The sequence below is a fragment of the Brachybacterium halotolerans genome, assembly GCF_016623465.1.
In the GTDB taxonomy this organism is placed as follows: domain Bacteria; phylum Actinomycetota; class Actinomycetes; order Actinomycetales; family Dermabacteraceae; genus Brachybacterium; species Brachybacterium halotolerans.
The window spans coordinates 35,068-48,066 of sequence record NZ_JAEDAJ010000002.1; the positions used below are offsets into that span (position 1 = coordinate 35,068).

Annotated in this window: 14 protein-coding genes; 3 read left to right on the forward strand and 11 right to left on the reverse strand. The window is 73.1% G+C overall.

Translation table 11 applies throughout. From position 1 onward, the window contains the following. Nucleotides 1–76 precede the first annotated feature (76 nt). Nucleotides 77–565: a low molecular weight protein-tyrosine-phosphatase gene (locus I8D64_RS04410; RefSeq protein WP_200501310.1), complete on the reverse strand. Its 489-nt coding sequence runs from the start codon at nt 563–565 to the stop codon at nt 77–79. Beyond that, on the reverse strand, nt 562–915 hold the full coding sequence (locus tag I8D64_RS04415; RefSeq protein WP_200501311.1) for a GNAT family N-acetyltransferase: 354 nt from the start codon (nt 913–915) through the stop codon (nt 562–564). Before I8D64_RS04415 ends, I8D64_RS04410 begins: the two co-directional genes overlap by 4 nt. A gap of 25 nt (nt 916–940) precedes the next feature. Here I8D64_RS04415 and I8D64_RS04420 point away from each other — a divergent pair, with 25 nt between their 5' ends. Together I8D64_RS04420 and I8D64_RS04425 are read left to right on the forward strand one after the other, a co-directional pair. Next, nucleotides 941–1,306, forward strand: a complete 366-nt coding sequence (locus I8D64_RS04420) for a DUF952 domain-containing protein (protein WP_152353396.1) — start codon at nt 941–943, stop codon at nt 1,304–1,306. 56 nt (nt 1,307–1,362) lie between these two features. After that, complete coding sequence (locus tag I8D64_RS04425; RefSeq protein WP_200501312.1) at nt 1,363–1,983, forward strand: L-threonylcarbamoyladenylate synthase; 621 nt, start codon at nt 1,363–1,365, stop codon at nt 1,981–1,983. 19 nt (nt 1,984–2,002) lie between these two features. Here I8D64_RS04425 and I8D64_RS04430 read toward each other — a convergent pair whose 3' ends face one another. The 3 genes from I8D64_RS04430 to I8D64_RS04440 form a co-directional block, all read right to left on the reverse strand. Continuing rightward, a complete protein-coding gene (locus I8D64_RS04430; RefSeq protein WP_343068427.1) occupies nt 2,003–3,403 on the reverse strand; it encodes an MFS transporter in 1,401 nt (466 codons plus the stop codon). Nucleotides 3,404–3,583: 180 nt separating this feature from the next. Further along, a complete protein-coding gene (locus I8D64_RS04435) occupies nt 3,584–3,820 on the reverse strand; it encodes a hypothetical protein (protein ID WP_200501313.1) in 237 nt (78 codons plus the stop codon). 32 nt (nt 3,821–3,852) lie between these two features. Next, nucleotides 3,853–4,599, reverse strand: coding sequence for a gamma-glutamyl-gamma-aminobutyrate hydrolase family protein (locus I8D64_RS04440; protein ID WP_200501314.1), 747 nt, complete (start codon nt 4,597–4,599; stop codon nt 3,853–3,855). Between the two features lie 150 nt (nt 4,600–4,749). On the opposite strand from I8D64_RS04440, the gene I8D64_RS04445 reads away from it, so the two are divergent. Continuing rightward, on the forward strand, nt 4,750–5,490 hold the full coding sequence (locus I8D64_RS04445) for a type 1 glutamine amidotransferase (protein ID WP_200501315.1): 741 nt from the start codon (nt 4,750–4,752) through the stop codon (nt 5,488–5,490). A 50-nt stretch (nt 5,491–5,540) separates the two neighbouring features. On the opposite strand, the gene I8D64_RS04450 is transcribed toward I8D64_RS04445, so the two are convergent. The 6 genes from I8D64_RS04450 to gcvT all read right to left on the reverse strand — a co-directional run bounded on the left by I8D64_RS04450 (nt 5,541) and on the right by gcvT (nt 12,901). After that, a complete protein-coding gene (locus tag I8D64_RS04450; protein ID WP_343068428.1) occupies nt 5,541–6,518 on the reverse strand; it encodes a glycosyltransferase family 4 protein in 978 nt (325 codons plus the stop codon). Between the two features lie 20 nt (nt 6,519–6,538). Next, a complete protein-coding gene (locus I8D64_RS17740; RefSeq protein WP_343068429.1) occupies nt 6,539–6,688 on the reverse strand; it encodes a hypothetical protein in 150 nt (49 codons plus the stop codon). Between the two features lie 152 nt (nt 6,689–6,840). Further along, nucleotides 6,841–8,052 (reverse strand): cobalamin-independent methionine synthase II family protein, encoded by a 1,212-nt coding sequence (locus I8D64_RS04455; protein ID WP_200501316.1) that lies wholly within the window; start codon nt 8,050–8,052, stop codon nt 6,841–6,843. 108 nt (nt 8,053–8,160) lie between these two features. Then, nucleotides 8,161–11,184: an aminomethyl-transferring glycine dehydrogenase gene (gene gcvP / locus I8D64_RS04460; protein ID WP_200501317.1), complete on the reverse strand. Its 3,024-nt coding sequence runs from the start codon at nt 11,182–11,184 to the stop codon at nt 8,161–8,163. A gap of 168 nt (nt 11,185–11,352) precedes the next feature. Further along, entirely contained in the window at nt 11,353–11,724 is a 372-nt protein-coding gene (gcvH, locus tag I8D64_RS04465; protein ID WP_200501318.1) for a glycine cleavage system protein GcvH, read from the reverse strand. Between the two features lie 52 nt (nt 11,725–11,776). Beyond that, nucleotides 11,777–12,901, reverse strand: a complete 1,125-nt coding sequence (gene gcvT / locus I8D64_RS04470; RefSeq protein WP_200501319.1) for a glycine cleavage system aminomethyltransferase GcvT — start codon at nt 12,899–12,901, stop codon at nt 11,777–11,779. Nucleotides 12,902–12,999 lie beyond the last annotated feature (98 nt).

A 12,999-nucleotide genomic window follows, 5' to 3' on the forward strand; every position in this document is an offset into this window, starting at 1 on the left:
TCTCACGCGGGCGCCCGGCGCGGGGCGGGCGATGTCCGGCCCGGGCGGACGCTGTGCGGCGCGGGGCGACGGGAGCTCAGCCGCGGCCCGGGAGGTGCCCGCGCACGTGCTCGACGATGCCCCGGGAGGCGGCCTCGATCTTGCGCGCGGTGTCCTCGAAGTCGCTGCTGTCGCCGTACCAGGGGTCGCGGATGCCCAGGTCATCCGGGGCCTCGGGATCGAACTCGCGCAGCATGTGCAGGCGATCGGAGACGCCGCGCCCGCCGATCCGCTCGAGCGGCCCGACGTGATCGTGGTCCAGGGCCAGCACCAGGTCCACGTCCCGCAGCTCCTCCGGGGTGACCTGGCGCGCCCGGTGGCCGGAGGGGTCGAATCCGAGCTCGCGCAGCTTCGCCCCGGCCCGAGGATCGATGGGTTCGCCGGTCTCCCAGCTCGTGGTGCCCGCGGAGGAGACCTCGACCTGGTCGGCCAGACCCTCGTCCTCGAAGGCGCCGCGCAGCATGTACTCGGCCATCGGCGAGCGGCAGATGTTGCCGGTGCACACGGTGATGATCCTGAAGGTCACGCGTCGCCCTCCCCCGGCTCGCGGCCGGCCTCATCGGTGGGACGCTGCGTCGACCGGGTCCCTTCGGGATGCCGCTCGAGGTAACCGCGGGCGAACCAGCAGGTCGCCTCGACGTCCAGGCCCTCCTCGGCGGTCTCGGCGAGAGCCTCCCGCACGAGGGCGGTGCCGATGCCCTGGCCCCCGTGCTCCGGGGAGACGACGGTCGAGCGCAGGTCCCGCACACCCTCGGCGCTGCCCGGACCGTACTGGAGGACACCCACCAGGCGGTCGTCCAGCAGCGCCTCGAATCTCTCCCGGTCCGCCGCGTGCGCGATGCGCAGTCCCTCGACGATCCGTCCCCGTGCTCCCATGGGGCATCACGGTACACTGCCGGTCATGCCCGCGCCCCTGATCTGGCACATCACCGAACGCTCCTCCTGGGACGCGGCGGTGCCCACCGGGCGCTACACGTGCTCCACCCGCGGCCGCAGCCTCGCCGAGGTCGGCTTCATCCACGCCTCCTGGCCCGAGCAGATCTCGATGGTCGCCAAGCGCGTCTACCCGGATCGGCCGACGGACCTGGTGATCCTCGAGATCGACGTGCAGCGCGTGGAGGCCGCGGGCATCGCCGTGGACGTGGAGGAGGACTCCCGCGGCACCGGCCGCTCCTATCCGCACATCCGCGGCCCCGTGCCGATCAGCGCGGTGGTCCGCCTGCGCCGCACCAAGTGGCTGGGTCGGGAGTTCGTGGTCGTCGCCTGAGCGTGGCGCGCGAGAGGGCACTCCCCCGTCGGCCCCCGCCGGACGTAGCATCGGGCATGGCCCGATATCTCGACATCCATCCCGTGGACCCGCAGCCGCGCCTGATCGAGCAGACGGTGCGCGTGCTGCGCGACGGCGGGCTGATCGCCTACCCCACCGACTCCTGCTACGCCCTGGGCTGCGCCCTCGAGGCGAACGAGGGGCTCGAGCGCATCCGCCGCATCCGGCAGGTCGGCTCCGATCACGACTTCACGCTCGTGTGCTCGGACTTCGCGCAGCTCTCGCAGTTCGTGCTGGTCTCCAACCCGACCTTCCGCCTGGTCAAGAACCTGACGCCGGGGCCCTACACGTTCATCCTGCGGGCCACCAAGGAGGTGCCCCGCAGGATGGCCCACCCCAAGAAGAAGACCGTGGGGGTGCGCATCCCCGACAGCCGCGTGGACCGGGCGCTCGTGGAGGCCCTCGGCGAGCCGATCGTCTCCTCGACGCTGCTGCTGCCCGGCGAGGAGACCCCGCCGTCGCAGGGCTGGCAGGTCCAGCAGGCGCTGGACCATCAGCTCGACGTGATCATCGACTCCGGGGACGTGGGCACCGAGCCCACGAGCGTCATCGACCTCACCGGTGACGTCGCCGAGATCCGTCGCGAGGGTGCGGGGGACCTCTCGCTCCTGCAGTGAACCGCGCACCGCGGACGTCTCAGGACTGCGCCTCGGCCTCCGTCGTCGGGGCCGGGCGGGCGGAGAGCACTCCGGAGAACACGAGGATCCCGAGCGCGTAGAGCGGCACGAGCCACAGCGCGAAGCGCAGGGTGAGCGCGTCGGCGAGGGCGCCGACGATCGGCGGCGTCACGAAGAAGCCGATGCGGGCGAACCAGCCGAGGACGGTGATGCCGAGTCCGTGCGGGACCCCCTCCATCTCGTCGGCCGCGCGGAAGGCCGCCGGGAATAGGGTCGCGATCCCCCAGCCGGCGCACGCGAAGCCGATCAGCGCCGTCGCCGGATGCGGGAAGATGAGCGCCATCGCCATGCCCGCGCCGCTGAGCAGCGCGCCGATCCGCGCGGTGAGGCGGTCGCCGAGGCGGTCCACGATGCCGTCGCCGAGGAAGCGGCCGACGGTCTGCGTGCCCTGCAGGGCGACGAAGGCGAGGCCCGCGAGGAACGGCGTCGCCGCGAAGGTGTCGCGCATGAACAGGGCGCCCCAGGTGTTGCCGGCGTCCTCGGTCGCTCCCGCGAACACGAGCACGAGTCCCAGCGCCGCGATCAGCAGCAGCCCGCGCAGGGTGCTCGCGCGCGTCACCCCGCCGGCCGTCGTCGCGCCGGTTCCCGCCGTCGCGTCATCGCCCGACGTCCCAGCTGCGCCCGACGTCGCGCCGGCCGTCTCCCCGACAAGTGCCTCCTCCGTCGCCGCCGCAGGGGCCGCGGCGGAAGCGGCCGACGGGGCGGCGAGCCCCGCCTCGAGGGCCGCGGGCCGCCGTTCGGTGGAGTCGTGGCCGGTGAGGAGGAAGCGCCTGCTGCCCAGGGCGAGTGACCCGAAGAGCACGAGGCCCACGAGGCCCTGGATCCACAGCGGCACCTCGAGCTGCGCGCAGACGGATCCGAGGATGCCGCCGGTGACGGCGCCGAGCGACCACCAGCCGTGATAGCTGTTGAGGATCGAGCGCCGGTACCGGCGCTCGACGCGCATGCCGTGGGCGTTCATCGACACGTCGGTGATCGAGTCGCTCGCGGCCGCGAGGAACAGCGCGGCCGCGAGCCACAGCCAGGTCGCCGAGGTGTAGACGAGCAGGTGGACGGTGCTCGCGACGACCTGGAAGGCGACCGCCACCCTCGCCGAGCCGAAGCGGGCCATGAGCGGGGCCGCCAGCAGACCGGCGGCGAGCCCGCCGATCGGCCCCAGGCCCACGGCCAGGCCGAAGGACCCGTTGGACAGCCCGATGGACTCCACGAGCTGCGGGTAGCGCGGGAGGATCGCGCAGAACGACGCCCCGTTGAGGAAGAAGATCAGCGAGACGGCCCAGCGCGCGCGGCGGGCGTCGGCGGCGACGGGCGCACGGGGCGGGCGGGTCTGGCGCGAGGAGCGGGACGAGGTCACGGTCACCCAGGTTTCCGGATCGGTGCGGTGCGGGGCGGGACGAGGGGGCGAAGACGGGCGGGACGAGGACGGGCCCCGCTCTCCGACGGCGGAGAGCGGGGCCCGTCGGCGCGGTGCGGGGCCCAGCTGCGGGCCATGGCCCTGCGGCGGGCGCCGCGCGCGGTCAGCGGTGGCGCGGCTGCGGACTCAGCGCAGCAGCGCGGGTATCGCCTGGAAGGCGAGGAACAGGGAGAGGATGCACATGAGCAGCCCGATCACGAAGAGGAACCACGCGATCGTGTAGAGGCTCATGACCCACAGGCCGGCGATGAACAGGCCGAACACGACGATGAACAGCACCCACGTCACCACGGGGTTGTGGGTGGAGGGCGTGCTGGCCTCCTCGCTGGGCTGCTGCGTGTGCGGGTCGGTGGCGGAGCTCATCATTCCTCCAGGGGGTACGGCGGGGACGTCCCTCATCCTAGACCAGCACGGGCCCCGTCCGCGCATGCGGGCACGCTGCCGATCGCGGTGACGAGCGCCTCGAACAGCCCGTCGCCCTCGCGGTCGAGCTCGGGGTGCCACTGGACGGCCAGCACCGAGGATCCGGCGGTCGCCTCGAGGGCGAGCGGGAGCCCGCTCGCGTGGTGGGCGACGGCGCGCAGGCCCTCGCCCACGGTGCGCACGCCCTGGTGGTGGAACGCGGTGACCTCGGGGCGGGTGCCGACGGCGAGCGCCGTGTCGCTCGCCGCATCCACCTCGACCTCGACGCGGGTGGGGCGCTCCCCGGTCACGGGGTGCTGCGGGAGGTCCGCGGGAAGGTGCTGGTGGAGGTCCCCGCCCTCGGCGACCGTGATGATCTGCAGACCGCGGCAGATGCCCAGGACCGGCAGGCCCACGCGGCGGGCCGCCTGGTAGAGCGCGGTCTCGAAGGCGTCGCGCTCCGGGGCGGGGGTCATGTCGGTGTCACGGACCTCGGCGCCGTACAGCGCGGGGTCGAGGTCGGCGCCGCCGCTGAGGACGATGCCGTCGAGCTCGGCGAGCTCCTCGTCGGTCCACGCGTCCTGCGGGGCGAGGATCACGGGCCGCGCGCCGGCACGGCGGATCGCCTCGACGTAGTGCTCGGTGAGCACCACCGCCTCGTGGCCCTCCCAGGCGCCGGACATCAGGCGGGACGTCCCAGCGGTCACGCCGATGAGCGGGCGACGAGTGCGCTCGGCCATGAGAGGTCCTTCCTGTCCGATGCCGGAGTCCGGCGATCCCGATGCTGTGGCGCCGGCCCCGGCCGGGCCGACGGAGTCCATATCACTCCCCCGCGCGGCGCCCGGTCCACGTGTGTGGCCGAATGTGACGGGCTCTGGTAGGAATCCCCCATGACGCCCGAGCATCCGGATCCCTCCTCCGTCCTGGACCGGCCCGAGGTGCTCGTCATCGAGCACGAGACGGACTGCCCTCCCGCGGTGCTCGCCGAGGTGCTCGAGGCCGAGGGCGTGACCCTGCGCCTCGTGCGCGCGCACCGCGGCGATCAGGTGCCGGACGATCTGCGCGGCGTCGAGGGGCTCGTGGTGCTCGGCGGCGGCATGGACGCCGACGACGACGCCGGCCATCCCTGGTTCCCGGCGGTGCGAGCGCTCGTGCGCACCGCGCGCGACCGCCGCGTGCCCACCCTGGGCATCTGCCTGGGTGCGCAGCAGCTCGCCCTCGCCCTCGAGGGCGCCATGGGCCGGCGCGGGGTCGCGGAGGTCGGGATCCTGCCCGTCGTGCCGACGGCCGAGGGCAGGGAGGATCCGCTGATCGCCGCGCTCGGCGACGACCCGCGGGTGCTGCAGTGGCACCAGGATCAGATCACCGCGCTGCCGCCTGCTTCCCGGCTGCTCGCCTCCGGGACCGACGGCGCCGTCCAGGCCTTCGTCACCGAGGACCTCGCGTGGGGCGTGCAGTTCCACCCCGAGGTGACGCCCGGGGTCGTGGGCCGCTGGGCGGAGACGAGCGACCTGCTGCCCGAGGGAGTGACGCCCGCGCAGGCCGCGGCGGCCGTCGAGGCGGCGCAGGGGCCGCGCGGGAGCTGGCGGGCGCTGCTCGCGGCCTTCGCCCGCATCGTCCGCGGCGACTGACGCCGCGCTGCGGCGCGGGCGCTGGACCTCGGGAGCCCGGCACCGCGCGCTCAGCCCAGGGCGAGCACTCCGGCGTTGGCGAGGATGGCCTGCTCGTAGTGGCCGCGCAGCTGGTCGGCGAGCGCGCTCCAGGAGCGCTCCCGCACGGACTCGAGCGCGGCGCGGCCCATGGCCTCGCGCTTGGCGTCGTCGAACAGCAGGTCGGCGGTGCGGGCACGCAGCTCGGCGAGGTCGCCGGGCGCGTACAGCCAGCCCGTGCGGCTGGGGTCGATGAGGTCGATCGGCCCGCCGGCGCGCGGGGCGATGGCGGGCAGGCCCGAGGCCATCGCCTCCTGGATCGTCTGGCAGAAGGTCTCGTGCTCGCCGGGGTGGATGAACAGGTCGGCGCTCGCGAGATGGGCGGCCAGGTCGGCGCCGCGGCGGAATCCCACGAAGCGGGCGCGCGGCATGGCCTGCTCGAGATCGGCGCGCTCGGGTCCGTCGCCCACGATCACCAGGCGCACCCCGGGCATGTCATGGATGACGCGCAGGTCGCGCACCTGCTTCTCGGGCGCCAGGCGCCCCACGTAGGCGACGACCCTCTCCGTGGGATCCGCGAGCTCTGCGCGGAGTGCCCGGGAGCGGGCCGTCGGACGGAACTGCTCGGTGTCCACGCCCCGGCCCCAGAGCCGGATGCGCGGGATCTGGTGGGCGGCGAGCAGATCGCGCGAGGCGGTCGACGGGGCGAGGGTCAGGGTCGCGCGCTGGTGGAGGTCGCGCAGGATCTGCCAGCAGGCGTTCTCGAGGAAGCGCAGTCCGTAGGCGGCGGCGAAGCCGGGCACGTCGGTCTGGTAGACGGCGACCACGGGCAGGTCCAGCTGGCGGGCGGCGATCACGGCGCGCCCACCCAGCACGATCGGGGAGGCGAGATGGACGACGTCGGGCGCGTGGGCGGCGATGGTGCGTCGCAGGGAGGTCGCGCTCACGGTCGCCACACGGATCCCGGGATAGCCCGGGAGCGGCAGGGACGGCACCTCGTGGATGGGCACCCTCGCGCCGCAGGCGGTGGTCAGGGAATCCGGGGCGCCCGCGTGGTGGGGGGGGCGATCACGGAGACGTCGTCCCCGCAGGCGGTCAGCTGGTCGGCCATGTGCAGGACGGAGCCGGTCACGCCGCTCATGTGCGGCAGGAACGTCTCGGCGATCACGAGTATCCTCACGCGCTCAGCGTGTCCCGCAGTGGGATACCGCAGGACACGCCGGCGTGACGTGTCGGCGACGTTCATGCGAACGTCGACCGAGGATCGGACCGGTCCGGACCGGGTCGGTGCAGACCGGACAGCGTGATCGGGCGAACCGGGTCGGGCGGCCCTCAGAGCCTCGCGGAGGCGATCGCGGCGCCCTGCACGAGGGAGTCGAGCTTGGCCCAGGCGATGTCCGGGTGGATGCGCCCGCCCAGCCCGCAGTCGGTCGAGGCGATCACGCGCTCGGGGCCGACGAGCTTCGCGAAGCGCTCGATGCGCTGGGCGACCAGCTCGGGGTGCTCGACCACGTTGGTGGAGTGGGAGACGATGCCGGGGACGATGACCTTGTCCGCGGGCAGCTCGAGGTCCTCCCACACGGTCCACTCGTGCTCGTGGCGCACGTTCGCGGCCTCGAAGCTGAAGTACTTGGCGTTGATCTCGAGCATCGTGGGCGCGAGGTGCGCGAACTCGAGGTCGGTGGTGTGGGGCCCGTGCCAGGAGCCCCAGCACAGGTGGAAGCGGACCTGCTCGGCGGGGATGCCCTCGAGGGCGCGGTTGACCGCGTCGACGCGCTTGCGGGTGAAGGCGAGGTAGTCCTCGACGGTGGGCTCGGGGTTGATCTGGTCGAAGTTCTCGGCGATCGAGGGGTCGTCGATCTGCAGCAGCAGCCCGGCGTCGGCGATGGCGCGGTACTCGGGGCGCATGACCTCGACCCATGCGTCGAGGAAGGCGTCGACGTCGCCGTAGTGGTCGTCCTGGATGCGGCTGCCCGATCCGGGCGAGAGGGTGTTGAGGAATCCCTGCTCGATGCCGTGCGCGCCGAGCGCCTCGCGCAGGTTCGCGGCGTCCTGGGCGACCAGCTCGCGTCCGAGCTCGGTGAAGGCGACCTCGCCGGTCGCCGCGGGGAACACGTGCTGCTCGCCGAGCGAGATCCCGGAGGCCGGGTCGGCGTAGGCGTCGGCGAAGCGCACCCAGTCGCGGCGGTCCGCGAAGGAGGTCAGGCGCACGTCGCCGGGCGCGGAGCGCACGGGCTCCTGGCTGCGGTGGTCCACTCCCGTGATCTGCAGTCCGCTCACGCGGTCGAAGATGTAGCTCCACCAGGTGCCGTAGTTGTAGGCCGATCCCATGGCGTGGCCGTACTCGCCGTCGTTGGGCACGGAGATGCCCACGCGCTGCTGGCGCGCGACGATGTCGTCGACCGCAGAGGCCAGGATCTGGCGGAACTCGTCGGTGATGATCGGCGTGACGCCGTCATCGGCGACCTCGCGCCGCGCATTGGCCTCGATGAGCTCGGGCGTGCGCGGGAGGGAGCCGGCGTGGGAGGTGAGGATCTCGGTCATGACCGCAGGCTACGGGTGCCCGCGCCCTCGGCCGAAACCGGATGACACGCAGGTTCATGCGGCCGCAGACGGCCGACGTCGGACGTGGGATCACGGGATCGCGGCGCCTCAGGACTCCGCGTAGGCCTCGGGGCTCTGGCAGGTGCACACGAGGTTGCGGTCGCCGTAGGCCTGGTCGACGCGGCGCACCGGCGGCCAGTACTTCGCGGCGATCCGCATCTGCACGCTGTCGTGGCGACGGCTCTGCGCGATGTCCTCCCGCGAGGCGTGCACGCCCGGGTAGACGGCGATCTCCCGCGAGTAGGGGTGCGCCCAGTCGTCCCGGGCGATCGACTGCGCGGTGTGCGGCGCGTTCACCAGCGGGTTGTCGTTTTTCGGCCAGGCGCCGGAGGCGACCTGCTCGGCCTCCTCGGCGATCATCAGCATCGCGTCGACGAAGCGGTCCAGCTCCGGAAGGTCCTCGGACTCGGTGGGCTCGACCATGAGCGTCCCCGCCACGGGGAAGGACATGGTGGGCGCGTGGAAGCCGTAGTCGATGAGGCGCTTGGCTACGTCGTCGACGGTGATCCCGGTGCGCGCGGTGAAGGGGCGCAGGTCCAGGATGCACTCGTGGGCGACGAGGCCGTTCTCCCCGCGGTAGAGGATGTCGAAGACGTCCTTCAGGCGCGCGGCGACGTAGTTCGCGGCGAGCACCGCGGAGGCCGTGGCGTGCCGCAGACCCGCCCCGCCCATCAGGCGGATGTACGCCCACGGGATCGGCAGGATCGAGGGCGAGCCGTAGGGGGCCTGGGAGACCGGCGCGCCGCCGTGGACGGTCGCGGGGTGCCCGGCCACGTAGTGCTCGGGGTTCTGCATGAGCGGATGGCCCGGCAGGAACGGCGCAAGGTGCGCCTTGGCCGCGACGGGGCCGACGCCCGGGCCGCCTCCCCCGTGGGGGATGCAGAAGGTCTTGTGGAGGTTCAGATGGGAGACGTCGCCGCCGAACTCACCGGGGCGGGCGACCTCGACCATGGCGTTCATGTTCGCGCCGTCGACGTAGACCTGTCCTCCCGCGTCGTGCACGAGCTCGCAGACGGTGCGCACCTGCTGCTCGTAGACGCCGTGGGTGGAGGGGTAGGTGATCATGATCGCGGCGAGCTCGTCGCCGTGGTCCTTGATCTTCTGCTGGAGGTCGTCGACCTCCACGTTGCCCTCGGCGTCCGAGGCCACGACCACGACCCGCAGACCCGCGAGGACCGCGGAGGCCGCGTTGGTGCCGTGGGCGCTCGCGGGCACGAGGCACACGGTGCGCTCGGAGTCACCGCGCGAGAGGTGATAGGCGCGGATCGCGAGCAGACCCGCGTACTCGCCCTGGGAGCCGGCGTTCGGCTGCAGGGACACGGTGTCGTAGCCCGTGATGTCGGCGAGGAAGCGCTCGAGGGAGTCGATGAGCTCGAGGTAGCCCTCGACGTCCTCGCGCGGGGCGAAGGGGTGCACGGCGGCGAACTCGGGCCAGGTGATCGCGCTCATCTCGACGGCCGCGTTGAGCTTCATGGTGCACGAGCCCAGCGGGATCATGCCGCGGTCCAGCGCGTAGTCCTGGTCGGAGAGGCGCCGCAGGTAGCGCATGAGAGCGGTCTCGGAATGGAAGGAGGAGAACACCGGGTCGGCGAGGTAGGCGCTCGTGCGGTGCAGCTCGGCGGGCCAGCCCCCGCCGATCTCCGGGAGCCCGTCCTCGTCGACCGCCTGCGAGGAGCCCGACCCGTCGGCCCCGATCCCGCCGGGGACCGAGGACTCCGCGGGGGCGAAGCCGTCGAGGACGCCGACGAGGGCCTCGAGATCGCCGGCGTCGGTGGTCTCGTCGAGGCTCAGGCGCAGGGTGTCCGCGTCGACGACGCGCACGAGGTAGCCGGTCTCGGCGAGCGCGGCGGCGATCTCCTCGGCGCGGCCGGCGACGCCGACGGTGAGAGTGTCGAAGAAGGCGTCGTGCGCGAGGGGGAAGCCGCTGCGGGAGAGCGCGGAGGCGAGGTCCGCGGTGCGCGCGGCGACCTGCCGGGCGATGCGGCGCAGCCCGTCGGGCCCGTGGTGGACCGCGTACATCGAGGCCATCACGGCCAGCAGCACCTGGGCGGTGCAGATGTTGCTGGTGGCCTTCTCACGGCGGATGTGCTGCTCGCGGGTCTGCAGGGCCAGGCGCAGCGCAGGATTGCCCTCGGCGTCCTGGGAGACGCCGACGAGACGGCCCGGCAGCTGGCGCTCGAGGCCCTTGGCCACGGACATGAACCCGGCGTGGGGGCCGCCGAAGCCGAGCGGCACGCCGAAGCGCTGGGAGGAGCCGATGGCGACGTCCGCGCCGAGCTCCCCGGGCGGGGTGAGCAGGGTGAGGGCGAGCAGGTCGCTCGCGAGGATCATCTTGCCGCCCGCGGCGTGGACCGCCTCGGCCAGGGGCTGCGGGTCCCACACCAGTCCCGAGGCGGCGGGGTACTGGGCGAGCACGCCGAAGGCGCCGTCCTCGAGGGCCGCGGCCGCGGAGGCCGGATCCTTGAGGTCTGCACTGACGAGTTCGATGCCCACGGCCTCGGCGCGGCCGCGGACCACGGCCTCGGTCGCGGTGAACACGTCCTCGTCGATGACGAAGCGGGCGACCTTCGCGCGGGTCGCGCGGCGCGCCAGGAGCATCGCCTCGGCGGCGCTCGTGGCCTCGTCGAGCATCGAGGAGTTCGCGATCGGCAGGCCGGTGAGGTCCGCGATCACGGTCTGGTAGTTCAGCAGCGCCTCGAGGCGGCCCTGGGAGATCTCCGGCTGGTAGGGCGTGTAGGCGGTGTACCAGGCGGGGTTCTCCAGGACGTTGCGCTGGATGGCCGCGGGGGTCACGGTGCCGTAGTAGCCCTCCCCCAGCAGCGGCGTGCGCACCGTGTTGGCGCGGGCGAGCCCGCGCAGCTCGGAGAGCACCTCCGTCTCGGTCGCACCGTCGCCGAGGGCGTCGTCGGTGCGGGGATCCAGCAGGATCGTCCCGGGCACGGCGGCCTCGAGCAGGGCGTCGAGATCGGCGACGCCGACGGCCTCGAGCATGCGGCGCTGGGCGTCGGGGTCCGTCCCGACGTGGCGGTGGACGAAGGCGTCGTGGGGGAACGTGCTGGCGGTGCTGGTCATCGACGTGGGTCGCCTCATCGGGTGTCGCGGATGGGAGGGGTGCTGCGGTGCGGGAGGACCCTGCACGGGGAGGGCCCGGCCGGGAAGGCCGACGGGCGGACCGAGGGAACGAGGGGCCCGTCGCCCGATGGTGGACGGGGCGACGCGGATGCGTCCCCGTCCGCTCGGTCACTCGCCGACGGAGTCCTTGTACTCGGCCTCGTTCATGAGGTCCGGGGGCAGGGAGAGGAAGGAGGCCTTGATGAGCCATCCGTCCTCGAACGGCGAGGAGTTCACGAGCTCGGGCGAGTCGACGACGGCCTGGTTGGCCTCGGTGACGGTGCCGTCGAGCGGGGCGAACAGGTCGGAGACGGACTTCGTGGACTCGATCTCGCCCATCTCGGTGCCGGCGCTGATGCTCGCGCCGACCTCGGGGAGATCGACGTAGACGACGTCGCCGAGCTGGCCGGCGGCGAAGTCGGTGACGCCGATGACGGCGATGCCGTCCTCGTCGACGCGGACCCATTCGTGGTCCTTGCTGTACAGGAGTTCGTTGCTCATGGTCGGTCCTTCCGGGACGGGGCGATGGTGGAGCAGGGGTCGGGAGCGGCAGTCAGGAGCGTCGGTAGAAGGGCAGGGCGGCGACGGTCGCGGGCAGGTCCTTGCCGCGCACGTCGATGATCACCTCGGTGCCCTCGGCGGCGGCCGACGGGTCGAGGTAGGCCATGGCGATGGGGTGGCCGAGCGTCGGGGAGAGCACGCCGGACGTGATCTCGCCCAGGTCCTGGCCCTGTGCGTCCCGCACGCGGGCACCCGCGCGCCCGGCCCGTCGGCCCTCGGCGACCAGGCCCACGAGCACGGGCCTCCCGCTGGGGTCCGAGGCCTCGATGGCCGCGCGGCCCACGAAGTCGCCCTTCGAGGTGAGGGCGACGACGCGTCCCATGCCCGCCTGGGCGGGGAGGGTGTCGCGACCCAGCTCGTGGCCGTACAGCGGCATCCCGGCCTCCAGGCGCAGGGTGTCGCGGCTGGCGAGGCCGCAGGGGGTGAGCTCGGCGCCGCCGGCGGCGACGACCGTGTCCCACAGGGCGCGGGCGTGGGAGGAGGGGACGTAGAGCTCGAAGCCGTCCTCGCCGGTGTACCCGGTGCGGGCGACCAGCAGCTCCTCGCCCTCGAAGGTCCCCGCGAGCACGCGGTAGTACTTGAGCTCGGCGATCTCCTGGATGTTGACGCCGGTGCGCGCCCCCACGAGGGCCCGGGTGACGATGTCGGCGCTCGCGGGGCCCTGCACGGCGATGAGGGCGACGTCGGCGGAGCGGTCCTCGACCTGGACGTCGAGCCCCGCGCTGCGCTCGCGCAGCTGCGCGGCGACGACGTCGGCGTTGGAGGCGTTGGCGACCACGAGGAAGCGCTGCTCCCCCAGGCGGTAGACGATGAGGTCGTCGACGATCCCCCCGTGCTCGGTGAGCATCAGCGAGTACTTCGCACGACCCTCCGAGATGCCGGACAGCTTGCCGGCGAGCGCCCGGTCCAGGGCCTCTCCGGCCTCCGGGCCGACGAGCTCGATCTCCCCCATGTGGCTGAGGTCGAAGATGCCCGCGTGCTCGCGCACGGCCTTGTGCTCGGCCAGATCGGAGCTGTACCGCACGGGCATCTGCCATCCCGCGAAGTCCGTGAACGTCGCGCCCAGCTCCTCGTGCACGGCGTGCAGCGGGGTGGTGCGCTCCATGGCCTCGGGCATCTGCTCTCCTGATTCGTGCGGGGCTCTCCCTCGCAGGTGGGAGGGGTGAGCCGGGAGACTCGCGACCGCGTCATCGCGGCGCGGATCTCACTGTACCG